Annotated in this window: 25 protein-coding genes; 15 read left to right on the forward strand and 10 right to left on the reverse strand. The window is 63.0% G+C overall.

Features of this window, described 5'->3' with window-relative positions; translation table 11 throughout:
* Positions 1–115: 115 nt before the first annotated feature.
* The 5 genes from NCT03_RS14160 to NCT03_RS14180 form a co-directional block, all read right to left on the reverse strand.
* On the reverse strand, positions 116–1,315 hold the full coding sequence (locus NCT03_RS14160) for a class I SAM-dependent rRNA methyltransferase (protein ID WP_250492862.1): 1,200 nt from the start codon (positions 1,313–1,315) through the stop codon (positions 116–118).
* A 40-nt stretch (positions 1,316–1,355) separates the two neighbouring features.
* Positions 1,356–2,279, reverse strand: coding sequence for a tyrosine recombinase XerC (gene xerC / locus NCT03_RS14165; protein WP_244826661.1), 924 nt, complete (start codon positions 2,277–2,279; stop codon positions 1,356–1,358).
* A gap of 7 nt (positions 2,280–2,286) precedes the next feature.
* Positions 2,287–3,000, reverse strand: a complete 714-nt coding sequence (locus tag NCT03_RS14170; protein WP_244826662.1) for a DUF484 family protein — start codon at positions 2,998–3,000, stop codon at positions 2,287–2,289.
* A gap of 36 nt (positions 3,001–3,036) precedes the next feature.
* Positions 3,037–3,921, reverse strand: coding sequence for a diaminopimelate epimerase (gene dapF / locus NCT03_RS14175; RefSeq protein ID WP_250492863.1), 885 nt, complete (start codon positions 3,919–3,921; stop codon positions 3,037–3,039).
* 79 nt (positions 3,922–4,000) lie between these two features.
* Positions 4,001–4,885, reverse strand: a complete 885-nt coding sequence (locus tag NCT03_RS14180) for a lipid A biosynthesis lauroyl acyltransferase (protein ID WP_244826664.1) — start codon at positions 4,883–4,885, stop codon at positions 4,001–4,003.
* A 279-nt stretch (positions 4,886–5,164) separates the two neighbouring features.
* Here NCT03_RS14180 and metK point away from each other — a divergent pair, with 279 nt between their 5' ends.
* Positions 5,165–6,352, forward strand: a complete 1,188-nt coding sequence (gene metK / locus NCT03_RS14185; RefSeq protein ID WP_244826665.1) for a methionine adenosyltransferase — start codon at positions 5,165–5,167, stop codon at positions 6,350–6,352.
* Between the two features lie 99 nt (positions 6,353–6,451).
* On the opposite strand, the gene NCT03_RS14190 is transcribed toward metK, so the two are convergent.
* The gene (locus NCT03_RS14190; protein ID WP_250466308.1) at positions 6,452–6,736 is read right to left on the reverse strand and encodes a hypothetical protein; all 285 of its coding nucleotides are present in this window, start codon (positions 6,734–6,736) and stop codon (positions 6,452–6,454) included.
* A gap of 378 nt (positions 6,737–7,114) precedes the next feature.
* On the opposite strand from NCT03_RS14190, the gene NCT03_RS14195 reads away from it, so the two are divergent.
* Positions 7,115–7,891: a phytanoyl-CoA dioxygenase family protein gene (locus NCT03_RS14195; RefSeq protein WP_250492864.1), complete on the forward strand. Its 777-nt coding sequence runs from the start codon at positions 7,115–7,117 to the stop codon at positions 7,889–7,891.
* Between the two features lie 14 nt (positions 7,892–7,905).
* On the opposite strand, the gene NCT03_RS14200 is transcribed toward NCT03_RS14195, so the two are convergent.
* On the reverse strand, positions 7,906–8,112 hold the full coding sequence (locus tag NCT03_RS14200; RefSeq protein ID WP_244826668.1) for a DUF3185 family protein: 207 nt from the start codon (positions 8,110–8,112) through the stop codon (positions 7,906–7,908).
* Positions 8,113–8,183: 71 nt separating this feature from the next.
* Positions 8,184–8,975 carry a mechanosensitive ion channel family protein gene (locus NCT03_RS14205; protein WP_244826669.1) on the reverse strand — a complete coding sequence of 264 codons (792 nt, stop codon included), beginning with the start codon at positions 8,973–8,975 and terminating at the stop codon, positions 8,184–8,186.
* Positions 8,976–9,186: 211 nt separating this feature from the next.
* On the opposite strand from NCT03_RS14205, the gene mgrA reads away from it, so the two are divergent.
* The 13 genes from mgrA to NCT03_RS14270 all read left to right on the forward strand — a co-directional run bounded on the left by mgrA (position 9,187) and on the right by NCT03_RS14270 (position 24,060).
* The gene (gene mgrA / locus NCT03_RS14210) at positions 9,187–10,230 is read left to right on the forward strand and encodes an L-glyceraldehyde 3-phosphate reductase (protein WP_250492865.1); all 1,044 of its coding nucleotides are present in this window, start codon (positions 9,187–9,189) and stop codon (positions 10,228–10,230) included.
* Between the two features lie 489 nt (positions 10,231–10,719).
* Positions 10,720–11,490 (forward strand): ferredoxin--NADP reductase, encoded by a 771-nt coding sequence (locus NCT03_RS14215; RefSeq protein ID WP_244826671.1) that lies wholly within the window; start codon positions 10,720–10,722, stop codon positions 11,488–11,490.
* Between the two features lie 335 nt (positions 11,491–11,825).
* Positions 11,826–12,635 carry a sensor histidine kinase gene (locus tag NCT03_RS14220; RefSeq protein ID WP_250492866.1) on the forward strand — a complete coding sequence of 270 codons (810 nt, stop codon included), beginning with the start codon at positions 11,826–11,828 and terminating at the stop codon, positions 12,633–12,635.
* A gap of 8 nt (positions 12,636–12,643) precedes the next feature.
* Positions 12,644–13,300: a response regulator gene (locus NCT03_RS14225; protein WP_250492867.1), complete on the forward strand. Its 657-nt coding sequence runs from the start codon at positions 12,644–12,646 to the stop codon at positions 13,298–13,300.
* 167 nt (positions 13,301–13,467) lie between these two features.
* Entirely contained in the window at positions 13,468–14,880 is a 1,413-nt protein-coding gene (bcaP, locus tag NCT03_RS14230) for a branched-chain amino acid transporter BcaP (protein WP_250466256.1), read from the forward strand.
* 399 nt (positions 14,881–15,279) lie between these two features.
* The gene (locus tag NCT03_RS14235) at positions 15,280–15,756 is read left to right on the forward strand and encodes a (2Fe-2S)-binding protein (protein ID WP_244826675.1); all 477 of its coding nucleotides are present in this window, start codon (positions 15,280–15,282) and stop codon (positions 15,754–15,756) included.
* Positions 15,757–15,814: 58 nt separating this feature from the next.
* Positions 15,815–18,196 (forward strand): xanthine dehydrogenase family protein molybdopterin-binding subunit, encoded by a 2,382-nt coding sequence (locus NCT03_RS14240; RefSeq protein WP_250492868.1) that lies wholly within the window; start codon positions 15,815–15,817, stop codon positions 18,194–18,196.
* A 13-nt stretch (positions 18,197–18,209) separates the two neighbouring features.
* Positions 18,210–19,010, forward strand: a complete 801-nt coding sequence (locus tag NCT03_RS14245) for an FAD binding domain-containing protein (RefSeq protein ID WP_250492869.1) — start codon at positions 18,210–18,212, stop codon at positions 19,008–19,010.
* A 63-nt stretch (positions 19,011–19,073) separates the two neighbouring features.
* Positions 19,074–19,970, forward strand: a complete 897-nt coding sequence (locus tag NCT03_RS14250; RefSeq protein WP_244828145.1) for an AAA family ATPase — start codon at positions 19,074–19,076, stop codon at positions 19,968–19,970.
* Complete coding sequence (locus tag NCT03_RS14255; RefSeq protein WP_250492870.1) at positions 19,946–21,157, forward strand: vWA domain-containing protein; 1,212 nt, start codon at positions 19,946–19,948, stop codon at positions 21,155–21,157. Before NCT03_RS14250 ends, NCT03_RS14255 begins: the two co-directional genes overlap by 25 nt.
* A gap of 18 nt (positions 21,158–21,175) precedes the next feature.
* On the forward strand, positions 21,176–21,721 hold the full coding sequence (locus NCT03_RS14260) for an SRPBCC family protein (RefSeq protein ID WP_250492871.1): 546 nt from the start codon (positions 21,176–21,178) through the stop codon (positions 21,719–21,721).
* Positions 21,694–22,713, forward strand: a complete 1,020-nt coding sequence (locus tag NCT03_RS14265; protein WP_250492872.1) for an XdhC family protein — start codon at positions 21,694–21,696, stop codon at positions 22,711–22,713. The genes NCT03_RS14260 and NCT03_RS14265 overlap by 28 nt, the downstream gene beginning before the upstream one ends.
* 135 nt (positions 22,714–22,848) lie before the next feature.
* On the forward strand, positions 22,849–24,060 hold the full coding sequence (locus NCT03_RS14270) for a PepSY-associated TM helix domain-containing protein (RefSeq protein ID WP_250492873.1): 1,212 nt from the start codon (positions 22,849–22,851) through the stop codon (positions 24,058–24,060).
* Positions 24,061–24,188: 128 nt separating this feature from the next.
* Here the strand turns inward: NCT03_RS14270 and NCT03_RS14275 are convergent, their stop codons facing one another.
* Both NCT03_RS14275 and NCT03_RS14280 read right to left on the reverse strand, forming a co-directional pair.
* A complete protein-coding gene (locus NCT03_RS14275; RefSeq protein WP_250492874.1) occupies positions 24,189–24,911 on the reverse strand; it encodes a PepSY-associated TM helix domain-containing protein in 723 nt (240 codons plus the stop codon).
* Between the two features lie 184 nt (positions 24,912–25,095).
* Positions 25,096–26,130, reverse strand: a complete 1,035-nt coding sequence (locus NCT03_RS14280; protein WP_250492875.1) for a serine/threonine protein kinase — start codon at positions 26,128–26,130, stop codon at positions 25,096–25,098.
* Positions 26,131–26,169 lie beyond the last annotated feature (39 nt).

The following is a 26,169-nucleotide window of genomic DNA, read 5'->3' on the forward strand; positions in this document are numbered from 1 at the left end:
GTCTGTGTTCGGGGATTGCGCGGGCCGCGGCAGGCGCAATGAGTCGAATATTGAAACATATTTGCCGAACCGGTGCTCCGTGCGACCCGGTTACGTGGCCGCTAGATAAGGGCGCTCACGCAATTTGCAACAGCAGCCCTTTCAGGTATTCGCCTTCGGGAAAAGCCGTCAGCAACGGGTGATCGACGCCCGCGCCGAGCCGCTTGAGGATGCGCGCATCGACACGCGCGTCCGACGCCGCGCCCGCGACGATCTTCTGGAAGAGGTCCGAATCGATCGCGCCGGAACACGAATACGTGAAGAGCAGCCCGCCCGGACGCAGCAGCTTGAAACCGCTGAGGTTGATGTCCTTGTAAGCGCGCGCGGCGCGCTCGACGCTTTCCTTCGACGGCGCGAACTTCGGCGGATCGAGCACGATCAGGTCGAAGCGCCGGCCTTCGTCGTAAAGACGGCGCAAGGTCTTGAACGCGTCGGCGTCGAGCCATTCGGCGCGTTCGGCGTCGAAGCCGTTTGCCGTGACGTTGGCGCGCGCCAGGGCGAGCGCGTCGCCGGACGAATCGACGGACACCACGCGCGTGGCGCCGCCCTTGAGCGCCGCGAGCGAAAAGCCGCCCGTGTAGCAAAAGCAGTTCAGCACTTCGCGGCCTTCCGCGTTTTGCTGAACCAGTACGCGGTTGTCGCGCTGATCGACATAGAAGCCTGTCTTGTGGCCGTGCATGACATCGACGTGATAGCGCACGCCGCATTCGTTCGTGATGAGCGTCTCGGGCGGCGCGTCGCCGGCGAGCACGCCGGTGGTTTGCTCGAGCCCTTCCTTCTGGCGAATCGACACATCCGAGCGTTCGTAGACATTTGGACAGCCGGTGGCGTCGATGAGCGCCTGCACGATCGCCTCTTTCCAAGCTTCGACGCCCGTCGCCATGAACTGGCAAACGAGTTGCGCGCGCGCGCCTTCGTCGGCGACGTAGTAATCGACGATCAAGCCGGGCAAGCCGTCCGCTTCACCGAAAATGAGGCGCGTGGCGCCGGTATCGCGCACCATCGTCTGCCGATGCGCGACCGCGCGCTGCACGCGACGCTTGAAGAACGCGTGATCGACCGGTTCGGCTTCGTCGAAAGACCAGACGCGCGCGCGAATCTGCGAATGCGGGCTATACGACGCGCGCGCCAGAAAGCGGCCGTCGGCCGCGCGCACGGCGACGGTCGCGCCAGGCGCGGGATTGCCGTCGATCCGCGCGATGGCGTTGGCGTAAATCCACGGATGGCGGCGAACGAGCGACCTGTCCTTCGCCGGTTTGAGCGTGATGGTATGCATGAGAATGTCAGGCGCGGGCGCTCATGCAAGCGCCCGCAGGTTAATCGCGCTTCTTCGCGCGCGGGTGCGCTGAATCGTAGACGCGAGCGAGATGCTGAAAATCCAGCGATGTATAGACCTGCGTGGCCGTGATGCTCGCGTGACCGAGCAACTCCTGCACGGCGCGCAGGTCGCCGCTCGATTGCAGAACATGCGTGGCGAACGAATGCCGCAACACGTGCGGATGTACGTTCGACGGAATGCCCGCGAGCAGCGCCATGCGCTTCACGCGCTCGCGCACCACGCCGGGCGCCATGCGGTTGCCGCGCACCGAAATGAAGAGCGCGTGCGGGTCGTGCTTGACGAATTCGCCGCGTACCGCGATCCACGCGCGCAAGGCATCGACTGCCTTGCGTCCGACCGGAACCGAACGCCGCCGGTTGCCCTTGCCGAGCACCGTCACTTCCTCGTGCGCGAGATTGAGCCAGCCTTGCGAGCGGTATTCGGCGGTCTCGACGAAATGCACGTCCAGCCCGACCAGTTCGGCGAGCCGCAAGCCGGACGAGTAGAAGAGTTCGAGGATCGCGTGATCGCGCGCGGCTTCGGTTGTGCTGGCCTGGGGCGCGTCCATGAGCGCCATGGCGTCATCGACGGAAAGCGCCTTCGGCAAGCTCTTCTCGCGCTTGGGCGCGCGAATGGTCGCCACCGGATTCGCGGGCATGTCGACTTGCTGCGCGAACCATCGATAAAACGCCCGCCACGCCGACAGCCGATGCGCGATGGAGCGCGACGACAGCCCCGCCGAATGCGCCCTGACCACCGCGCCGCGCATATCGAGCGCGGTCAGTGATTCGAGCGGACGGTCTTTGGCGAGCGCGCGCAGTTCGCTCAGTTCGTACGTGTAGCCACGCAAAGTGTGTTCGGACAGACGCCGCTCGTGTTCGAGCATCGAAAGATACGTGGCGATGGCTTCGGCGGCGTCCATGGCGATCTCAGTAAGGCATCAGACGGCTCAAAGCCGCGCTGGCCAATGCGCCGATCTGCGTGAGGAAATCGGTCGCCATGCCGTCGTGAAAGCGGCGCGGATCGGGCGAGCCCATGACGAGCAGGCCGAAGGTGGGCGCATCCGGACCGGCTTGCGGATCGCGCAGGGCGATCAGCGAGATCGATTCGATCTTGCGCTGCGCGGCGCCTTCTCCGGCAACGGTCGTAGCCGACGCCGAGTTCGGCGCGCCAAGCCACTGCGCCGCCGCGAAGCCGCTGTTCGCGCCGCAATACGGCACTTCCAGATTGTTCGCGAAGATGCGCACTTCCTCGCCGACCTGACGCGCGAAGTCGGCCTGGCGATACCCTTCGTCGACATCCCAGACGCGCAGCGCGGCGTGCGGAACGTCGAAGACTTCGCACAGGCCGCGACTGATGGTCGAGGGCAACGCGTATGGATCGCGCTGCGCGATCACGCGCACGGTCCAGCGGTTGAACTTCGTCGAGATGCTGTCGTTTTCGTGGCCGTAGCGCAGCAGTTCGGCGAGGCGCCGTTCGAGTTGCTTGTTCTTGTCGCGCAGCATTTCCATCTGGCGTTCCTGCAGCGACACGGCGGATTTGCCATGCGGATTGGACAACCGGATCGTGCCGAGCAGTTCAGCGTGCTCGGTGAAGAAATCGGGGTTGTCGAGCAGATAATCGGCGACTTCGCGTGGATTCATGGTCGATGGTCGTAATGATGCGATGCGTATGCAAACTCAGCCGGCGATGCGGTCGAGGTCGATCTCGCCTTCGAAAACCGTCGCGGCGGGTCCGGCCATGAAAAGCGGCGCGGATTCGTCGCGTGCGCCGTCCCAGCCGATGGTGAGCGTGCCGCCGTGCGTCTCGACGCGCACCGGCGTGTCGAGCACGCCGCGCCGGATGCCTGCCGCCACCGCCGCGCACGCGCCCGTGCCGCACGCGAGCGTTTCGCCCGCGCCGCGTTCGTAGACGCGCAGCTTGACCGAATGACGATCGACGATCTGCATGAAGCCCGCGTTGACGCGCTTCGGAAAGCGCGCGTGACGCTCGATCAGCGGACCTTCGACGAGCACGGGATACGCTTCCACGTCATCCACGATCTGCACGGCGTGCGGATTGCCCATCGAGACGACGGAAATCCAGCGCGGTTCATTCGCGCAACCGTTCAGATCGAGCGGCCAGAGCGTGTCGTTGCCTTCGTTGCGGCCTTCGAGACCGTGCGCGTCGAAAGGCACTTCGGGCGCATGAAACACCGGCGTACTCATGTCGACCGTCACTTCGCCATTGGCTTGCATGGTCAGCGTGATGACGCCGTTTTGCACCTGCACGCGCACGGTGGCGGCGTCGGTCAGCTTGCGGTCGCGCACGAACTTCACGAAGCAGCGCGCGCCGTTGCCGCAATGTTCGACCTCGCCGCCGTCGCAATTGAAGATGCGGTATTTGAAATCGACGCCCTCGATGGTCGGCTTTTCCACCAGCAGCAACTGGTCCGCGCCCACGCCGAAATGACGGTCGGCGAGCGCACGCACTTGCTGCGCGCTCAGATCGAGCGCCTGCGTGTAGCCGTCGAGCACGACGAAGTCGTTGCCCGCGCCTTGCATCTTGGTGAATTTGAGTTTCATGGCGCTATTGTATGTGAGCCTCACCGTCACGTTTCATGACGTTTCGCGACGATCTGCGCCACCACGGCGCCATGCGCGCTCAATAGAAGCCCGGCTCGCCCGGCGGACGCGTTTTGAAACGCTTGTGCACCCAGTAATACTGCTCCGGTATGTGCGGAATCTGCTCTTCGAGGAACTCGTTCATGCGGCGCGCGTCGGCTTCGTCGTCGCCAGTGGGGTAGTTCTGCCACGGCTCGAAAATCTTCAGCCGATATCCCTTGTAGTTCGGCAGCACCTCGCCGATGAACGGCACCACTTGCGCCTTGCCCGCTTTCGCCAGCCGGCCGACGGCCGTCAACGTACACGCCTGAATGCCGAAGAACGGCACGAAGGTGGAATTGCGCATGCCGTAGTCCATGTCCGCGCCGAGCATCACCGGTTTGCGGTCGCGCAGCCAGCGCAGCACGATACGCGCGCTGTCCGCACGGCTCGCCATGTCCGCGCCGAAGCGGGCGCGCTGCGCTTTCGCGATTTCCTCGACCTGCGGATTCGAGAACGGTTGATACAGCGACCCGCATTGCCGATGCAGCGAGTAGTTCAGAAAGATCGATCCCGCCTCGATGCCGACGAAATGCAGGCCGAGAAAGAGCGTGGGCGGCAGGTTCGGGTCGGAGAGATCGACGGCGCTGTCCACCTCGATCAGTTTTTCGAGTTTCTTGGCCGAGCCGAACCACTGCACGCTGCGCTCCACATAGCTGCGGATGGCGTGGCGGAAATGCTGCTGCGCGACTTCCTCGCGGCGCTCGGGCGACCAGTCCGGAAAGCAGAGCGCGAGGTTCGTATGTACGATGCGCTTGCGTCTGCTCGGGATCTGGTAGAGCAGCCAGCCGAGTCCGTCGCCGAAACGTGCCGTGATGCCGTAAGGGATGAGCGCCAGAAACTTGAGGAAGCCGAAGGCGAGCGCCACGCCAATGCGCCCTAACATGAGGTGCTCCAGCGAACAGACGGAGGTGAACTATGGACAGAAGATTGTTTCGGGACGAATGGGGACAAGCGTTCGGCTCAGTAAAAACACGGGAAACCGGTATAATAAGACCTTCGCCGAGTTAATGGACAACTTGCGGGGCGAAGCCGGCCGGCCTTCATGCAATCTGTGGAGAAGGGCTGGAGTTTAATGACATCCGCTAAAGCGTCGCCGCTTCAGACTCCGAACGAAGTCGGCTACGTGAGCAAACCACAACGTACTTTAATTGGAGTCTGAAGCGTGTCGAACGACTATCTGTTTACATCCGAATCCGTTTCCGAAGGCCACCCGGACAAGGTCGCCGATCAAATCTCCGACGCCATCCTCGACGCAATCCTGAGTCAGGACAAATACTCGCGCGTCGCAGCGGAAACGCTCTGTAACACCGGCCTCGTCGTCCTCGCGGGCGAAATCACCACGACGGCCAATGTCGACTACATCCAGGTTGCGCGCGACACCATCAAACGCATTGGCTACGACAACACCGACTACGGTATCGACTATCGCGGCTGCGCGGTGCTCGTCGCTTACGACAAGCAGTCGCCGGATATCGCGCAAGGCGTGAACAAGGCGCACGACAACAACCTCGATCAAGGCGCGGGCGACCAGGGCCTGATGTTCGGCTACGCATGCGACGAAACGCCCGAACTCATGCCGCTGCCTATCCACCTTTCGCATCGTCTGGTCGAGCGTCAGGCGAACCTGCGTCGCGACGGCCGTCTGCCGTGGCTACGTCCGGACGCGAAGTCGCAAGTCACCGTGCGTTATGTCGATGGCCGTCCGCATTCCATCGACACCGTCGTGCTTTCCACGCAGCACGCACCGGACATCGATCTCTCGGACCTGCGCGAAGCCGTGATCGAGGAAGTCATCAAGCCGACGTTGCCGGCGGATCTCATCAAGGGCGACATCAAGTTCCTGGTGAATCCCACGGGCCGCTTCGTCATCGGCGGTCCGCAAGGCGACTGCGGTCTGACGGGCCGCAAGATTATCGTGGATACCTACGGCGGCGCGGCCCCTCACGGCGGCGGCGCGTTTTCGGGTAAGGACCCGTCCAAGGTCGACCGCTCGGCTGCCTACGCCGGCCGCTATGTCGCGAAGAACATCGTGGCAGCGGGCCTGGCCTCGCGTTGCCTGATTCAGGTGTCGTACGCTATTGGCGTGGCGCGCCCGACTTCGGTCATGGTCAATACGTTCGGCACGGGCCGCGTGTCGGATGCCGAGATCACGAAGCTCGTGCTCGAACACTTCGACCTGCGTCCGAAGGGCATCATTCAGATGCTGGATCTGCTGCGTCCGATCTACGAGAAGTCGGCAGCTTATGGCCACTTCGGCCGCGAAGAGCCGGAATTCACGTGGGAAGCCACCGACAAGGCTCTCACGCTCGCGGAAGCCGCGGGCACGGAACCGGTCGCGAGCGTCGCATAAAGCGTCGTATTGGTTCGGCAGGCAAAACGAAAACCGGCAAGCATCGCGCTTGCCGGTTTTTTTGTGCGTCGCTTTTATCGAAGGCCGCCGTGCGGGCCTTCAGCGTGCCGCGAATGCATACCAACCCGCGCTGCTAGCGGAAATGCGTCGCGGACGGCGGCTCGTATGCGCCGCCGCCTGAGGCTTCGGCAGTGCAGGCGCGCGGGCTTGCATCGGACGGCGCAGCAGCGCTCTCAACGACACCTTGCGCGATGCCGTGCGCGCCCGAAGATTGAAGAAGAAGCCGCGAAACCACGAGCGAATGCCAACGACCGGATGCACGTGCATGAGCTGTTCCGCGAGCGCCTGAGTGCGCGCGGAATGGTGCCGCAGTGCGCGAACCACGCCGCGTCGAGCCGGGCGCGCGGCGTGTGAAGCAACTCGGGTCAGGCCGGAAGCGATTCGGTGGTTCATATCGGGAAGAGTCGGTTGCATGGAAGCAACTCGACGATAGTCGTCTCAAAAATAGCGATCAACGGATTCGATCCAACGAGCCTGCGGAAGTTGCACCGAATTGATGCAGGCAATGTACAGGACCATTATTACTCCGGTAAGTCCGCGTTTTCCCTGCTGAATGCCGGACGAAACGCCGGTCGCGCCGTTAAAGCGCAGGCCGAACGGGCTTTAGCCGCGCGTGAGATTTACAATCGTGCTATTCGCCCGGATGCCGGGTATTGCGATGGTTGAATGAAGTCACGTGAAGCCGTCGAGGTAAGAACTGAAATGTCCGAACACAATCCGCTTCAATCGAAATCAGAACAAGTGCGCGAATTGCGCAAGACGGGCTTCGTCGTCGTCAAGGGGCTGGTGCCTGAAGCGCGCTGCCAAGCGTTACGCGAAGTTGCGCGCCGCCAGTTGGCGGAGGCGGCGACGCCGCTCGAATTCGAAGCCGATCTGAAATACCCCGGCGCGCCCGATTCCCGGGACGCGCCCGGCGGACACACCGTGCGCCGTCTGCTTGACGCCTACGTGCGTGATCCGCTCTTCGCCGAGTTTGCGACATCGCCCGAGATTCGCGGCTGGATGGAGTTGTACTTCGGCGAAACGCCGTACCTTTCGCGTGCGCATCACAACTGCGTAATGACGAAGCATCCCGCTTACGGCAGCCTCACCGGCTGGCATCGCGACGTGCGTTACTGGGGCTTCGAGCGCGACGATCTGGTTTCGACATGGCTCGCAATCGGCGATGAAACCGTCGACAACGGCGCGCTCTGGTTCGTGCCGGGCTCGCACAAGCTGCCGTTCACGTCCGACCGCTTCGATGAAGCGAAATTCTTCCGCTCCGACCTGCCCGAAAACGCCGCGCTGATCCGCACGGCGGTTTCGCCCGCGCTCGAACCCGGCGATGTCGTGTTCTTCCACTGTAATACGCTGCACTCGGCGGGCAAAAACCTCAGCGATAAGGTGAAATTCTCGCTCGTCTACACGTATCACGGTGCGAGCAACGTGCCGTTGCCAGGCACGCGGTCGGCCGCGAAACCGGAAGTGCCGCTCGTCTGAGCGCGTTTTGCGTCTTATCGGCGGGATGACGGCAGCGCAAGGCCGATCATTCCCGCGAGCGTGGCCACGACGCCGCCCGCGAGCAGCCAGATAGTCTTGTTCGTGGGCGAACCGGTGAAAAAGCGCGATACGTCGTTACTCAACGAATGAAACGACTGGCCGCCGAAATAAAGCAGCACGATGCCGCCGACAATCAACGCAACGGAAATCGCTCGGGTCATGGGCCAGTCTCGCGGAAGGTAAGGCGCGACAGGTTATTCAATCTTCCCGCTCGCGTCCAGTCGTCCCGGTTTCAGGTGATCTGCTCGCGCGTCAGCGGCTGAATCTTGCGCAGCAATTCGGCCTGCACGCTCGCGTGATCGCTTGCCCGCGTCCATGCGCCCACGTTGAACTTGACGCCGGTGTCGGTGTAATCCGTTACCGCGATCCACGGCGCGGACGGCGCTTCCTGCACGATACGCGGATCTTCGCTCACGAGCCGGCGCAATTCCTCGAGCACATGTTCGACCTTCTGACCGTGCGCCACCTGAAAGTTGAGCACCACGCGGCGGCGTTCGTTCGCGCTGTAATTGGTGATGGGATTCGCCCAGATCGTGCTGTTCGGCACGAACATGACGATGCCGTCGGCCTTGGTGAGGCGCGTGGTGAAGAGACCGATCTCGTTCACGGTTCCCGCCGTGGTGCCGACGCCCTCGATGTAATCGCCCACGCGGAACGGGCGCAGCAACAACAGCATCAGTCCCGCCGCGATGTTCTGCAGCGTGCCCTGCAACGCCAGGCCAATAGCCAGTCCGGCCGCGCCGAGCACGGTCAGGATACTCGCCGCCGCGATGCCGAACTTGCCGAGCGCGGCCACGATGGCGACTACGCGAATGGCCCACATCGCCACGCTGGCGAGCACCGGCGTGAGCGTGGCGTCGATATGCGTGCGCCCAAGCGTGCGCCGCAGCGCGTTGGCGACGAAGTTCGAAATCCACCATCCGACGGCAAGGATCAGGATCGCCATGAGGAAGTCGATGCCATACGTCACGGCAAGGGCTAACAGGGAATCGTAGGCAGGGCGCAGCTTATCGATAGAGTTCATCGGTCAGATTCCTTCATTTGGGATTTGCATTGGTCTGGCGTCGGACCAGAACGTTCCCGCGTAGGCCGTCCGGACGAGGGTCGTACGGCTTGCGGCGGATTGGCTTAACATTGTCGGCCTCGACCGGCGGAGCGGCGAGCACGTGCCGCACAACGCCCGAACGCAGTCCCCGAAACCGATTCAGTCAACCAGCACGCAAAGGGAATTCGATATGGCATACGAAGCAGCTTCCGAGCGTTATACGCAGATGCAATACCGCACGTGCGGCAAGAGCGGATTGAAACTTCCTGCGTTGTCTCTTGGTCTGTGGCACAACTTCGGCGATACCACGCCCATCTCGACGCAACGCGAAATTCTGCGCACGGCATTCGATCTCGGCGTCACGCACTTCGATCTCGCCAACAACTACGGCCCGCCGTATGGCAGCGCGGAAACGAACTTCGGCCGGATCTTCAAGGACGACTTCCGGCCGTATCGCGATGAGCTGCTGATTTCGTCGAAGGCTGGCTGGGACATGTGGCCGGGACCTTACGGCAACGGCGGCGGTTCGCGCAAGTATGTGCTCGCGAGTCTGGATCAAAGCCTGAAGCGCATGGGCCTCGATTACGTCGATATTTTCTACTCGCATCGTTTCGATGCGGACACGCCGCTCGAAGAAACCGCTGGGGCGCTCGCCACCGCCGTTCATTCGGGCAAGGCGCTGTATGTCGGCATTTCGTCGTATTCGGCGTCGAAGACGCGCGAAATGGCGCACTTGCTGGCCGAGCACAAGGTGCCGCTCTTGATCCATCAGCCGTCGTACAACATGCTGAATCGCTGGATCGAACACGAACTGCTCGATACGCTCGACGATCTCGGCACCGGCAGCATCGCGTTCACGCCGCTCGCGCAGGGCTTGCTTACGAGCAAGTATTTGAACGGCGTGCCGCAGGATGCGCGCGTGAACAAGGCGGGCGGCGGATCGCTCAAGCAGGAGCATTTGAGCGACGAGAATCTGGCGCATGTGCGCAAGCTCAACGAACTCGCGGAACGTCGCGGTCAGAGCCTCGCGCAGATGGCGCTCGCATGGGCGTTGCGCGGTGGCCGTGTGACTTCGGTGCTGATCGGCGCGAGCCGCGCGGAACAGGTCGTCGAGAACGTCGCCGCGCTGAAGAATCTGGAGTTCAGCGCAGAGGAACTCGCCGAGATCGACAAGCATGCGCAGGAAGGCGGCGTGAATCTGTGGGAGAAGCCGTCGACGGATCAACGCATCTGATCGCGTCGTCCCGCCGTTGTCCCGGCCCGACCGTCAGAAGGGTATTTTGGGATAATTGCGGAATCCGTTGCTATCATGCGGGCTCGGCGGCTTTTTGGCTGTGATTTGCGGCGTGTTCGACGCGCGTTTGCCGCTCTTCGCAATCATTCGCCAGGCCGAGCAGCCAGGTGCGCGCCGTCCCGCAAAGTCCCACGCGCGTCCAGCCAGTCTCAATGCCGCACGGCCGCGACACGACGGCAAATGTCGATCGGGTTAAAATGCTCGATTGCGCCGGGTTGTCCGGCTGGGTTGTCTGTTTGCGCACGTGCTTCGGCTCAAGTCTTGAGCAGGCCGCGTGATACCGAAGCGCCGACATCAGCCCATACGATCGTCCTTTTGCGTAGTTAAGCGCGGCAAAGTCTTTTCGATGCCCGTTCCCGCCAGAGCATTCGGCTAGCGGCGAGCGGCACCGCGTCATCGCATCATCGTTCTCGCACAGTCCAAGAAGCCATGAGCAACCTTAATTCTCAAACCGTTCTGAGCGTCCACCACTGGACCGACACGCTCTTCAGTTTCACCTGCACTCGCGATTCGTCGTTCCGCTTCGAGAACGGTCAGTTCACGATGGTGGGCCTCGAAGTCGAAGGCAAGCCGCTCTTGCGCGCCTATAGCCTCGCGAGCGCGAACTACGAAGAGCATCTCGAATTCTTGAGCATCAAGGTGCCGGACGGCCCCCTGACGTCGCGCCTTCAGCATTTGAAAGTGGGCGATCCCGTGTTGATCGGCAAGAAGCCGACGGGCACGCTCGTCGCCGACAACTTGTTGCCGGGCAAAACGCTGTGGCTGCTTTCGACGGGCACGGGCCTCGCGCCTTTCATGTCGATCATCAAGGACCCGGACGTCTACGACCGCTTCGACAAGATCGTGCTGACGCACACGTGCCGTTTCGTCGATGAACTCGCGTACAAGGACTTCATCACCGAGCACTTGCCGGCGCACGAGCATATCGGCGAGATCGTGTCGGAGAAGCTCGTGTACTACCCGACCGTCACGCGTGAAGAGTTCGCGAATCGCGGCCGGATCACCGACCTCATCGAAACGAAGAAGCTGTTCGCGGATTTGTCGGTCGATCCGTTCTCGGTTGAAAACGACCGCGTGATGCTTTGCGGCAGCCCGCACATGCTGCGCGACACGCGCGAGTTGCTCGACAGCCTTGGCTTCAAGGAAGGCAGCAACAATCATCCGGGACATTACGTGGTGGAAAAGGCTTTCGTCGGCTGATTCGACTGCTGTTTGTCCTGTCGGGAAAACCGGTGCTTTCGTGCGCCGGTTTTTTTTCGCCCCGATTCGCCAGGGCATTGTTACAAGTTGGCGGCCTGTGGCATGACACCGGGTCGTCAGCGAATAGTGGCAATGGTTGCCAAACGGCATGAGGTTCACGTCTGAAAGCCTTGTCCGATATGGCTTTATGATAATTTTGAGATATGATTCCGCAACGCTCAGACGGATGACGCAACGATATCGTCCGTCGCCGATGTTACGGAGTGCAAATTTAGTTACGCCGCATGCGTCTTCTGGCGACGTAACTCTAGTTGCGCTCACTTGGGAGACATTGAATGAACTCGTCGGCCAGAATTCCGCCTGAAACACGCAAGGCGCCGCGCGCGTCCGCTTCGCTAGTCTCCGTGCCGATCGACGCACGCTTCAAGAGCGATCGCCAAGTGCGCAGTCTCGCGGCGCGCATCGACGAACTCACCACGCAACTGGCCGCCATCGAAGCGCACACGCGCGGCACGCTCGCGCAGGACCTGCACGACGAGATGGGCGCCGTGCTGACCGCCGCCAACCTGGCGATATCCCGCGCGCAATACTGGCTTCCCGCCAATGCCCCCGCCGCTTGCGCCGATGCGCTTCGCCAGGCGCGCGACTGTATCGCGGAAGCAGGCGAAGCGAGTCATCGAATCGTCGAGGATTTGCAAGCGCCGCCCTTCGACACCGGTTTCACCACCGGACTTGCCGACTGGATCGCCACCTTCGGCGCGCGTGCCGCCATTCATGTCGATTTCGTCTGCCCCGACGATTCCCGCTTCGACGATCTCCCGCCCGGTCTTGCCGTCGCGCTTTTACGTGTGATGCAGGAAGCGTTGACCAATGTCGCGCGCCACGCCCGGGCGACGCGCGCGCGGGTTAGCGTCGAGCGTGACGCGCAAGGCGTGACGCTCGTCATCGACGATGACGGAATCGGCATGACGCCCGCCGCGCGCCGCAAGACCGGCCGTTTCGGCCTGCCCGGCATGCGTGCGCGATGCGAGGCGTTCGGCGGCAGCACGCGCGTCGCTGCATCGGAGATGGGCGGCGTCGCGGTGCACGCGCGCATTCCGCTGGTATGCCCGCCGCGTCCGGTTCGGCGCGCGGCCAACGCCTGAGGCCGCGCATGGCCCTGCGCATCCTGCTCGCCGACGACCACGCCATCGTGCGCCGTGGCGTCGCGCAATTGCTGATCGAGCGCGAGCTGGCCTCGGAGGTGATCGAAGCCGGAACCGGCGTGCAGGCGCTCGCACTCGCCGCGCGCCACGCGCCCGACGTGGCGATGCTCGACATTTCGCTTCCCGATGTAAACGGTCTCGACGTGCTCAAGCGCCTGAAGCGCGACATGCCGCGTCTGCCCGTGCTGATGTTTTCGATGCATCGCGAAGATCAATATGCCGTGCGCGCGCTCAAGGCCGGCGCGGCGGGTTATCTCTCGAAGACGGCGGACCCGGCGCTCATGATCGGCGCGATCCAGCAAGTCGCGGCGGGCCGCAAATACGTGAGCCCGGAAATGGCGGAAGCGCTTGCGAACTACGTTTCGCTTGGTTCGGAGCGCATGCCGCACGAGCAACTCTCTGACCGCGAATTCCAGACACTGTGCATGCTGGCTTCGGGCAAGCGGCTCACGGACATCGCACACGCGCTTTCGCTGTCGGTGAAAACAGTGAGCGTTTATCGGGCGCGCTTACTCGACAAGATGCAGCTTGCGAACAACGCCGAACTGACCTTCTATGTGATGAGCCATCGCCTCATCGACATGAACCCGGCAATAGCGGGCTGAATGGTCCCGGAATTTATCTTAAACAAGATAAAAAACGAACGATCTGTAAAAAATGCGCAAGGAAAGGGCGTCCAATGCTCGTTCTTTGGGCATGCTTCCAGTCTCCGCTAAACTATCGGGTTTTCCGAGGTACGGTGCCTTTGAGCGCCTTTAGGAGACTCACCGCAATGTCGTTGTTCCGCAAGAAAAACATCGAGCACATGCTGGCTGCCACCCACAGCACGTCGCTCAAGAAGACTCTGGGCGCGCTCGATCTCACCTTCCTTGGTATTGGCGCCATCATCGGCACCGGCATTTTCGTGCTGACGGGAACCGGCGCCGTGCAAGCCGGCCCGGCACTCATGGTTTCGTTCATCGTCGCGGCAATTGCGTGCTGTTTCGCGGCGCTTGCCTACGCCGAGTTCTCATCGACCATTCCGGTTGCCGGTTCCATCTATACCTATTCGTACGCCACGCTTGGCGAACTGGCTGCGTGGATCATCGGCTGGGATCTGATGCTCGAATACGGGCTTGCCACTTCCGCCGTGTCGGTCGGATGGTCGGGTTATCTGCAATCGCTACTGTCGGGCTTCGGCATCTCGCTGCCGACTGTACTGACCGCCGCGCCCGGCGCGTTGCCCGACCACGTCACCTATTTCAACCTGCCTGCATTTCTGGTGATGATGGCGATCACCGCGCTCTTGTCGGTCGGCGTGAAGGAATCCACGCGCGTGAACAACATCATGGTCGCGATCAAGGTGACCGTCGTGTTGCTGGTGATCGCCGTCGGCGTGTTTCATGTGACGCCTGCCAATTGGCATCCGTTCATGCCGAATGGCTGGTCGGGCGTATTCGGCGCGGCGGCGGTGATGTTCTTCGCGTTCATCGGTTTCGATTCGGTGTCGTCCGCCGCCGAGGAGGTGAAGAACCCGAAGCGCGATCTGCCGATCGGCATCATTTCGTCGCTGGCCGTGTGCGCGGTGTTGTATGTCGCCGTCGCGGCGGTCGTGACGGGCATCGTGCCGTCGGCGCAGTTCGCGGGCGTTTCGCATCCGGTTTCGTATGCGCTACAAGTGGTCGGACAGAACTGGGTCGCGGGTTTCATCGACTTAGGCGCGGTGCTCGGCATGCTCACCGTGATCCTCGTCATGAGCTACGGCCAGACGCGCATCATCTACGCGATGTCGCGTGACGGGCTCTTGCCCGCGCGGCTCTCGAAAGTTCATCCGCGTTATTCGACGCCTTTCTTTACCACTTGGCTCGTCGGCATTTTCTTCGGGCTGATCGGCGCGCTCGTGCCGCTCAACGTGCTGGCGGAGCTCATCAACATCGGCACGCTCGCGGCGTTCTCGATGGTGTCCATCGCCGTGCTGATCCTGCGCCGCACGCATCCCGACCTGCCGCGCGCGTTCCGCTGTCCTGGCGTGCCGGTGGTGCCCATTCTCGCGGTGGCGTCGTGCCTGTTTCTCATGCTCAATCTCAAGGCGATGACGTGGGTCGCGTTCGTCGTTTGGCTCGTGATCGGCCTCGCGATTTATTTCGTCTACTCGCGCCGGCATTCGGTGCTCGGTCGCGCGCAGGCTTCGAAAAACGTGCTGTAAGGCGTCTTGCGCGCCGGTTGCATGAACGCCGCCTTCGGGCGGCGTTTTTATTTTCAGAGCCGCAAGCGAAGACGAGCGCAGACAGGCAAACGCATCCACCGGCAAGTAAGCCCAATAGCTACGCTCGCCGATTTGTGCTTTACTCGGCTCTGCAAACATGAACGCGCATCACACGATTTCCCAGCCAAACGCTCACAGCAGCAGGTCGGCAGGTTCAGGACGTGGTTGACGTGAGTGGCGAAGCAAGCGAGTGGCGTAAGGCTGGTCCATCCCCACAGCAGTCGGTCTGCCGTGACCGGAATAGAAGCGGATAGCTTCGCTTCGAGTCGTCGCAGAGAAACTGCACGAGGCCCGCGTATGGAGCAAAAAAGCTCCGGCCGGGTCGCAAAGGAGACAGTAATGACGCTCAGCATCAGCCTGACGGTCAACGGCAAACCCGTGACCGCCAACGTCGAACCGCATCTTCTGCTCGTCCAGTTTCTACGCGAACAACTCAGGCTCACCGGCACGCACATTGGCTGCGATACCGCGCAGTGCGGCGCGTGCACCGTGCATCTCGAAGGGCGCGCGATCAAGTCGTGCAACATCCTCGCCGCGCAGGCCGACGGCATGGCGGTGACGACTATCGAAGGCATGGCGAAAGACGGCGAGCTTCATCCCATGCAGGCGGCCTTCAAGGAATGCCACGGTCTGCAATGCGGTTTCTGTACGCCGGGCATGGTGATGAGCGCGAGCGCACTCGCCGCGCAGTCTCCGGATCTCTCCGAAGAGGAAGTGCGCGAGCAGCTCGACGGCAATCTGTGCCGCTGTACGGGCTATCACAACATCGTCAAGGCGGTCCTGCAGGGCGCGCAATCCATGAGGTCGGGCGGCTAGAAACACTAGCTGCACTCTGTCGATCGATCCGGATTTCGCGCCTATCAAGGAGACCGCGATGAATGCCCCTGAGCAACAGAAACTGATTGGCGCTGGCATCAAGCGCAAGGAAGACTATCGCTTCCTGACGGGTGCCGGCCAGTACACCGACGATGTCGTCCTTCCACAGCAAAGCTACGCCGCGTTCCTGCGCTCGCCTCACGCGCACGCGAAGATTCGCGGTATCGACATGGAAGCGGCCAAGGCTTCGCCGGGCGTGATCGCCATTTTCACGGGCAAGGATCTTGCCGGCGAAAATGTCGGTGGCTTGCCGTGCGGCTGGCTGATCCACAGCACCGATGGCTCGCCGATGAAAGAGCCGCCGCATCCCGTCATCGCGAACGAAAAGGTGCTGCACGTGGGCGATCAGGTCGCGCTCGTGGTCGCCGAATCCATCAAGGAGGCGAAGGACGCGCTCGAACTCATCGAAGTCGATTACGATGTGCTGCCCGCCGCGGTCGATACCGGCAGCGCCGCCGACGACGGCCAGTCGCAAGTGCACGACAGCGTGCCGAACAACGTCTGCTACAACTGGGGCCACGGCGACAAGGCCAAGACCGACGCCGCCTTTGCGCAGGCCGCGCACGTGACGACGCTCGATATCATCAACCAGCGCCTCGTGCCGAACGCGATCGAACCGCGCGCCGTCAACGCGAGCTATTCGAAGCACGACGAAAGCTACACGGTCTACGTCGCGAATCAGAACCCGCACGTCGAGCGGCTGCTGATGGCGGCGTTCGTACTGTCGCTGCCGGAATCGAAACTGCGCATCATCGCGCCGGATGTGGGCGGCGGCTTCGGCTCGAAGATTTTCCTGTACCCGGAAGACGTGGCGCTGACGTGGGCGTCGAAGAAAGTCGGGCGTCCGATCAAGTGGACGGCCGAGCGCTCCGAAGCGTTTCTCTCCGACGCGCATGGCCGCGATCACGTCACCAAAGCAGAACTCGCCATCGACAAGGACGGCAAGTTTCTCGCGATGCGCGTGCACACGACGGCGAACATGGGCGCGTATCTGTCGACGTTCGCCTCGTCGATTCCGACCGTGCTCTACGCGACCTTGCTCGCCGGCCAATACACCACGCCCGCGATCTACGCCGAAGTCAAAGCGGTCTTCACCAACACCGTTCCCGTCGATGCCTATCGCGGCGCGGGCCGTCCGGAAGCGACCTATGTCGTCGAGCGGCTCGTCGAAACGGCGGCGCGCGAGTTGAATATCGATCCGGTCGAACTGCGCCGCCGCAACTTCATACGCGAGTTTCCGTACGCGACGCCGGTCGGCCTGACCTACGACGTCGGCGATTACGACGCGTGTCTGAACCGCGCGCTCGAACTCGCGGACGTGCAAGGCTTTGCCATGCGCAAGGCGGAATCGGAGAAAGCGGGCAAGCTACGCGGCATCGGCTATTCGTGCTATATCGAGGCGTGCGGGCTCGCGCCTTCGAATGTCGCGGGGGCGCTCGGCGCGCGGGCGGGCTTGTTCGAGGCGGGCGAAGTGCGCGTGCATCCTACCGGCTCGGTCACGGTTTTCACCGGCTCGCACAGTCACGGACAAGGGCACGAAACGACCTTCGCGCAAGTGGTCGCGGACCGGCTTGGCGTGGATATCGACAACGTCGAGATCATTCACGGCGACACGGGCCGCATTCCGTTCGGCATGGGCACGTATGGCTCGCGCTCCATTTCGGTCGGCGGCTCGGCGATCATGAAGGCGCTCGACAAGGTGGAAGCGAAGGCCAAGAAGATTGCCGCGCATCTGCTCGAAGCAGCGGTGGAGGACATCGAGTTCAAGAACGGTACGTTCCGCGTAGCGGGCACGGACCGCACGAAGAGTTTCGTCGATGTCTCGCTTGCCGCCTACGTGCCGCACAACTTCCCGCTGGAAACCATGGAGCCGGGGCTGAACGAAAACGCGTTTTACGATCCGACCAACTTCACTTATCCGTCGGGCGCGTATGTCTGCGAAGTGGAAGTCGATCAGGACACGGGCGAAACGCGTATTCAGAAGTTCACGGCGGTCGATGACTTCGGCAACGTGATCAACCCGATGATCGTCGAAGGACAAGTGCATGGCGGGCTCGGCCAGGGAATCGGCCAGGCGATGCTCGAGCGCTGCGTCTACGACGACACCACCGGCCAGTTGCTCTCAGGCTCGTATATGGATTACGCGATGCCGCATGCCATCGACTTGCCGAACTTCACCGTCGAAACCGCGAAGGGCACGCCGTGCTCGCACAATCCGCTCGGCGTGAAGGGCTGCGGCGAAGCGGGCGCAATCGGCTCGCCGCCCGCCGTCATCAACGCGATTCTCGATGCCCTCGCGCCGCTCGGCGTGAAGGATTTGCAGATGCCCGCGACGCCCCATCGCGTGTGGTCCGCAATGCACGCCGCCCAACGCGCCTGAAGGGAGAACGAACATGTACGCATTCGACTATCAACGTCCCGGCGAGACTCAGGCTGCGGTTGCCGCGCTTGCCGGTAACGGCGATGCCAAATTTCTCGCGGGCGGCCAGAGTCTCTTGCCGACCATGCGCTTGCGGCTCGCGCAGCCGTCGGCGCTTGTGGATGTAACGCGCATCGCGTCGATGAAAAGCATCGCGCTCGATGGCGGCAAGCTGATCATCGGCGGCGCCATGTGCCACGCGCAGGTTTCATCGGACGAACAGGTTCGAAAGGCGCTGCCCGGTCTCGCCGATCTGGCTGGCCGGATCGGCGACAGACAGGTGCGCGAGCGCGGCACGATTGGCGGCTCGCTTGCCAACGACGACCCCGCCGCGTGCTATCCAGCCGCCGTGCTTGCGCTGAACGCGACGGTGGTGACGGATCGCAGGCGCATTGGCGCGGATGAGTTTTTCATCGACATGTATCAGACCGCGCTGGAGCCGGACGAGTTGATCGTCGCGGTGGAATTTCCGCTCGCCGAGCGCGCCGCGTACGAAAAGTTTCGCAACCCTGCTTCGCACTTCGCGCTCGTCGGCGTGTTCGTTGCAAAGCATGAAGACGGCGTGCGCGTTGGCGTGACGGGCGCGGCGTCTTCCGTGTTTCGTGCGGCCGAGCTGGAGGCGGCGTTGTCGAAAGACTTTTCCGTTAGCGCGGCGCGAGGCGTGAAGATCCTGCCCGGCGAACTCAACGACGACATGCACGCGAGCGCGGAATATCGCGCGCATCTGATTCCGGTGCTGGCGGGCCGGGCGATCGAACGCGCCAACTCGTTCTAGGCTGCAAGTCGAAGTCATTCAGCAACCAAGCGGCGGATTTCGAGTCCGCCGCGCCTTCCCATGATGCCGAACGAGCCGGATTCCATCGACGACACGCTCGCGCGACTGCGCGAGCATCAATACTTCGCGAACCGCGAGCTCGCGACGGCGCTTTTTCTCGCGCTGAAAATGCAGCGGCCGCTCTTTCTCGAAGGCGAGCCGGGCGTCGGCAAGACCGAACTCGCGAAAGCGGCGGCGGGTCTGTGCGGCACGACGCTCTTGCGCCTGCAATGCTACGAAGGTCTCGATACGGCGAGCGCGCTCTACGAATGGGACTATCCGCGTCAGATCATGGCGCTGCGGCTCGCGGAAGCATCGGGTGAAACACCCTCGAACGATTCGCTGTATCGCGGCGAGTTTCTGTTGAAGCGTCCGTTGCTTCAGGCGCTGCTGCCCGATCCTTCGAACGCGAACGCGCGGCGCGTGTTGCTCATCGATGAAATCGATCGCGCCGACGAGCCGTTCGAAGCGTTCCTGCTCGAACTGCTGTCGGACTTTCAGGTGTCGATTCCCGAGTACGGCACGGTGCGCGCCACGCATCCGCCTCTCGTCGTGATGACCTCGAACCGCACGCGCGAAGTACACGATGCGCTCAAGCGCCGCTGTCTTTATCAGTGGATCGGCTATCCCGCGCGCGATGTCGAGCTCGAGATCGTCGCGGCCCGCGCGCCGGAAGCGAGCCGCGACTTGCAGGCGCGAGCGGTCGGCTTCGTGCACGAGTTGCGCACGCTGGATCTGTTCAAGGCGCCGGGCGTCGCGGAAACCATCGACTGGTGCCGCGCGCTCGCGGCGTTGTCGGTGTCGGAACTGGACCCGCAGTCGGTGCGCGACACGCTCGGCGTGCTGTTGAAGTATCAGGACGACCTCGCGCGCATGGACGCCGACACGCTCGCGCAATGTCTTTCGGCGGCGCGGTCATAGCGATGGAAACCATCGCGCGCAACGTCGTGCACTTCGTCAGGCTGCTGCGCGGCGCGGGCCTCGGCATGTCGCCCGCGCATGCCGTCGATGCCATCGACGCGCTGCGCTTCATCGATCTGCGCCGTCGCGACGACGTGCACGCGACGCTCGCGTGTCTGCTGGTTCACGCGAGCGACGAGCGCGGCATCTTCGACGCGGCCTTCGATCTCTTTTGGCGCGATCCCGACTGGGAAGGCAAGCTGCGCATGCTGTTGCTGCCGAAAGTGACGAACGGCATGCCGCCGCCCAAACGCAACAACCGTCTCGCCGATGCGCTCGCCACGCGCGCGGTGTCATCGGCTGAAACGAAGCGGGAAGGCGCGACCGAGGAAGCGCACGCGCGCCTTTCGTTCAGCGCGCGGGAACGCCTGAGCCAGCGCGATTTCGATACCCTGAGCGCCGACGAATGGCGCACGTTGCGGCATCAGATTCGCGCGCATCGGCTGCCGCTTGCTAGCGAACCGACGCGCAGGCTCAAGGCGGCTTCGCGCGGCACGCATGCCGACCTGAAGGCGAGCGCGCGTCACGCGGTTCGTTCAGGCGGCGACTGGACCGTGTGGAAATACCGCGCCGTCGTGGAACGCCGGCCGCCGCTCGTCTTGTTGCTCGACATATCCGGCTCGATGAGCGCATATTCGCGCGCCGTGCTGTACTTCTGCCACGCGCTTTTGCAATCGCGCGAGCGCTTGCAGGTGTTTCTGTTCGGCACGCGTCTGACCAACGCCACGCGCGCGTTGCGTGAGCGCGATCCGGACGTCGCGCTTGCCGCGCTCGGGCTTCAGGTCGCCGACTGGTCGGGCGGAACGCGCATTGGCGGGGCGCTCGCCGAGTTCAATCGACGCTGGGCGCGCCGCGTGCTTGCAGGTCGCGCGACCGTTCTTCTCGTCACCGACGGCCTGGATCACGAGGCCATCGACGTGCTCGAAACCGAAATTGCGCGGCTGCATCGTTTCGCGCATCGGCTGGTTTGGCTCAATCCGCTTCTGAGATTCGCCGATTTCACGCCGCGCGCCCGAGGCGTGCGCGCGATCCTGCCGCACGTCGATGCGATGCTCGCGGCCCACAATCTCGACAGTCTCACCGCTGTCGGACGGGAACTGGCGGCGGCGCACGGCCGGCACGATTCAGGCGCGCGTCGCGTCCCGTGAGTATCAGGGAGACGAAAAATGGAACTGTCCGAAACGCATGTCTTGCCGGTGCCCCAGGCGCGGGCGTGGGAAGCGCTCAACGACACGGAGATTCTGAAACTTTGTATCCCCGGCTGCGACAGCATCGACGCGGAAGGCGAGAATGCGTATGCGGTCGCGATGACAGCGGTGGTCGGCCCGGTCAAGGCACGCTTCAAGGGCCGCATGGAACTGACGAATATCGACGCGCCGAAGACGTACACCATCGTGTTCGAAGGGCAGGGCGGCGCGGCCGGTTTCAGCAAGGGCAGCGCGACGGTGAACCTGGAACCGGGCGAGACCGCCGACACCACCAGGCTCACTTACAGCGCGAATGCGCAGGTGGGTGGCAAGCTGGCGCAGATCGGCTCGCGGCTCGTGGATGGCGCGGCGCGCAAAATCGCGGGCGAGTTCTTCAAGCGCTTCAGCGCGCAATTGCAGGGCGCGAGTGGACCGGCGAATGAATCGGCGGACGCTGAAAACGGCGGCGACGCAGGGCAGGAACAGGGAAAGAAATCATGGACAGCGTGGATCTCGAAGTCTTGAAAAACAGCGCGCGATGGCTCGAAGAAGGTCATCGCGCATTGCTCGTCACGGTGGTGAAGACGTGGGGCTCGTCGCCGCGCCCGGAAGGCGCCATGCTCGCCGTGCGCGCCGACGGCCACGTGGTCGGATCGGTGTCGGGCGGGTGTATTGAAGACGATCTGATCGAGCGCGTGCGGCAACGCGGTATCGAGCAGACGAAGCCGGAAGCGGTGAAGTACGGCATCAGCGCGGAAGAAGCGCATCGCTTCGGCTTGCCGTGCGGCGGCACGATTCAGCTCGTGCTGGAGCCGTTGACGAAGGACAGCGGCATCGCGGAACTGTGCGCGGCGGTGGAAAGCGGGCGGCTCGTCGCGCGCACGCTCGACATGGCGACCGGCCGCGCGCGTCTCGAACCGGCGCAAGCTACCGATGGCGTGCTCTTCGACGACGCCACGCTGCTCACCATCCACGGGCCGCGCTATCGCATGCTGGTGATCGGCGCGGGGCAGTTGTCGCGCTATCTGTGCAGCATCGCGGTGGGGCTGGATTATCAGGTCACCGTCTGCGATCCGCGCGTGGAGTACACGGACGAGTGGAACGTGCCGGGCACGACCATTGTGCGGACTATGCCCGACGATACCGTGATGGACATGAAGCTCGACGAACGCTGCGCGGTCATCGCGCTGACGCACGATCCGAAGCTCGACGATCTCGCGCTGATGGAAGCGCTGAAAACGCCCGCCTTCTATGTCGGCGCGCTGGGATCGCGGCGCAACAACGCCGCGCGGCGCGAGCGCCTGAAGGAGTTCGATCTCAACGAAGCCGAACTCGCGCGACTGCACGGGCCGGTGGGCATTTATATCGGCAGCCGCACGCCGCCCGAGATCGCCGTGTCGATTCTCGCGGAAGTCACGGCGGCGAAGAACGGCGTGTCCTTGCCGGAGTTGCTGAAGGTGGAAGGCGCAAAGGCCGCGCGGGAAGTCGCGGGAAGTGGCGAGGTGTGTGGCGTTTGAGTTTGGCGACCCCGAATTCGCAAGCTCAGGCCCGCATCGCGTGCGGCCTATAATCGTCGTTCTCATCCGCGCGGCCTATTTTGATGCGCCAAGCCTGCGCGGACAGGTCATCGAACTATTTCCAATCCGCACCGAATGCCCGGCAAACCCTTGACCGGCGATGCCCGCCGCGCAATCGCGCAAGCGGATGCGCCGCCACAACCCGCGTCCGCCAGAACCGGGCAGCGTCACATGAGCCACCGTGCGTTACGCGGGTGGTCCGTGGTGCATCGCTGGACGAGTCTCATCTGCACGGCGTTCATGTTGCTGCTCTGTCTGACGGGCCTGCCGCTCGTCTTCGGTCATGAACTCGACCTGCTGACGGGCGATGCCATCGAAGCGCCTGCGCTGCCCGCATCGCAGGCGAATGCGCGCGCGAGTTACGACGCGGTCTTGCACGCCGCGCTGAGGGAGCATTCCGGCCACGTTGCGCAGTACATGATTTGGGAGACGGACGAACCGCTTTTGCCTGTCATCGTCACCGCGCCTCGCGCCGATACACCGCCCGACGACACGCTAAGCACCACCGTCGATGCACGCACCGCGAGGCCGCTCGGCATGCCGCCGGGAAAGGGATCGCTCAAGTTCGTGCTGCTGAAACTGCACGTCGATATGTTCGCCGGACTTTTCGGCAAACTGTTCCTCGGCGCGATGGGCGTGATGTTTCTCGCGGCAATTGTCTCGGGTGTCGTCGTGTATTTGCCGTTCTGGCGCAAGGTGGGGCTCGGGCGCGTGCGGCTTGCGAAGAAGCGGCGCATCGTCTGGCTCGACTGGCATAACGCCATCGGCATGTTGACGCTCGCGTGGGCGCTATTGGTCGGCGCGACCGGTTCCATCAACACGCTCGCCGATCTCATGCTCGATGCCTGGCGTAACGATCAGCTCGCGCAGATGCTCGCGCCTTATCATGGCCAGCCGCCGGTGACGGTGCGCGCAACCGTCGACGACGCCGTGAAGACCGCGCAGGGCGTCGCACCCGGCATGATTCCGTCGTTCGTGGCGTTTCCGGGGACGCGCTTCAGCAGTCCGCATCACTATGCCGTGTGGATGCGCGGTGACGGCATTCTCACGACGCGAATCCTGCGGCCGGTTCTCGTGGATGCATCGACCGGCGCGCTCACCGATTCACGCGAATTGCCGTGGTATCTGAAAGTGCTGCTTGGCTCGCAGCCATTGCATTTCGGCGATTTCGGCGGGATGCCGCTCAAGATTTTCTGGGCAGCGTTCGATTTGCTGACTATCGTCGTGCTGGGAAGCGGTTTGTATCTTTGGCTCACGCGGCATAATCCGCGGAAGAGGAAGGCATAGAGCGGCGCGCGTGGTTCGCGCCGGAATGGCAAGGGCCGGCCATGGGGGAAAAGCGGAACAACGCGGCAAAACGGCGACACCGCGCATCCAAACCGCTTCGCCACGCGCCAAGCGCGCTAGGGAGAGCCTTACATCAACCCACAAACAATTGCCGCGATCAGCGAGACGGTGACGATCACCACACCCGCCGTGCGCCGCTTGTTGAGCTCGGTCCACAACAGTACGCCAGTCAGCGACAGCAATATGATGCTGCCCGCGAACGTATCGATGAGCAGCACCCAGCCCACGCTCAGACCCACGCCCTTGTGCAGGTTCGTCATCATCGCGAGGAAGGTGTTTTCGGTGCGCTTCACCGACACGAAGTTATTGCCCACCCAGTATTCCGCCTGCACGTTGCCGCCTGGCGTGGCCAGTGCCACCGACCACTGCTCCGGCTGCATCGTGCTCTTGTCGCCCCAGCCGACCGGATGCGCGGGCTCGCGACGCGTGCGGCCAAGTTGACCGTCGATCTTCAATTCCTTCTTGAGCCACGTCCCCATGTCGCGCGGCGACTTGAATCCCTCGGCGGGCAAAGGCATCTGCATCTGCGTAACCTGCGGTTCGCCTGTCGAGATACGCAGCGGCGGCGCGCGGTGATTCAACAGGAAACCGGTCGTGCCGAACAGCAAGCCGAGTAACGCGCCCCACAAGCCGATCCAGCCGTGCACCTTTCGCAGCCATTTGAGAAAAACCGAACGGCGCGAGCGATTTTTGCGGACGAACTGCTCGGCATCGTCAATAAGCCGATGCGGCCGGTAGGAAGCGCCGCTCGTCGCGGATGGCTGCGGATTCAGTGTATCGGGCGCGTTCACGCGTCTCTCCGGAAGTGGGTCTGGTTCGGGCAAAGCCTCGCCGCAGTCGGCTAGACACGTTCAAATGCGGCGTCGGCGAGAGGCAACGAAGAGGCAATCAGATGAGAATCGTTATCATTACATGTCGAAAAAGCTAACTCAACGTTTTTCGACTGACTAACACGATCATTTCTAACGAAATATTTCAGACCGGCCAGAGCGGGCCTTCCTGCATCGCGCCGACTTGCTCCCGCAATTCGAGGATGCGTTCTTCCCAATAACGCTGCGTGTTGAACCACGGAAAGGCGGCGGGAAACGCGGGATCGTTCCAGCGGCGCGCGAGCCAGGCCGCGTAGTGAATCAGCCGTAAGGTGCGCAGCGCTTCGATCAGATGCAGCTCGCGCGAGTCGAAATCGCAAAAGCCTTCGTATCCGGCGAGCAGATCGGCAAGCGCGCGCGATGCCTCCGCGCGGTCGCCCGGCAGCAGCAGCCAGAGGTCCTGAACGGCCGGGCCCATGCGGCTGTCGTCGAAATCGACGAAATGCGGGCCGGCATCGGTCCAGAGCACGTTGCTCGGATGGCAATCGCCGTGCAGTCGCAGATGGCGCACGTCGCCCGCGCGCTCGAAACATTGCGCGACGCCTTCGAGCGCCATGTCCACGACGCGCTCGTAGGCCTCGCGGACATCGTCGGGCACGAAGCGATGCGTGAGCAGAAACTCGCGCGGCTCGTAACCAAAGGTTTGGATATCGAGTGTGGGCCGTTCGCGATACGGTTCGATGCCGCCCACCGCATGAATGCGCCCGATGAAGCGCCCGAGCCATTCGAGCGTGTCGCGGCCGTCGAGATCCGGCGCGCGGCCGCCGCGCCGTTCGAACACGGAGAAGCGAAAGCCTTCGAATTCATGGAGCGTCGCGCCTTCCAGCGAAAGTGCCGGAACCGCTGGAATCTCGCGCTCCGTCAACGTGGCGACGAAGGCGTGCTCTTCGAGAATCGCGGCATCCGACCATCGCCCGGGACGATAAAACTTCGCGACGATCGGCGGCCCGTCTTCGAGCCCCGCCTGATAGACGCGGTTTTCGTAGCTGTTGAGCGCCAGCAGGCGGCCGTCAGTGCGCTTGCCAACGGGGATCAACACGCTGTCGAGCGCGTCGAGCACACGCTCGGGCGCGAGGCCGGCAAAGGGCGGGGCCTCGCTCGGCGCGGGCGCGCCGGGGGTATCGGAATGGGTTGAGTTCATTCCGGCATTGTGCCCCGCGCGCGGACAACTGGCTCGCCG

Source organism: Caballeronia sp. GAWG1-1, from assembly GCF_023631465.1.
In the GTDB taxonomy this organism is placed as follows: Bacteria; Pseudomonadota; Gammaproteobacteria; order Burkholderiales; family Burkholderiaceae; genus Caballeronia.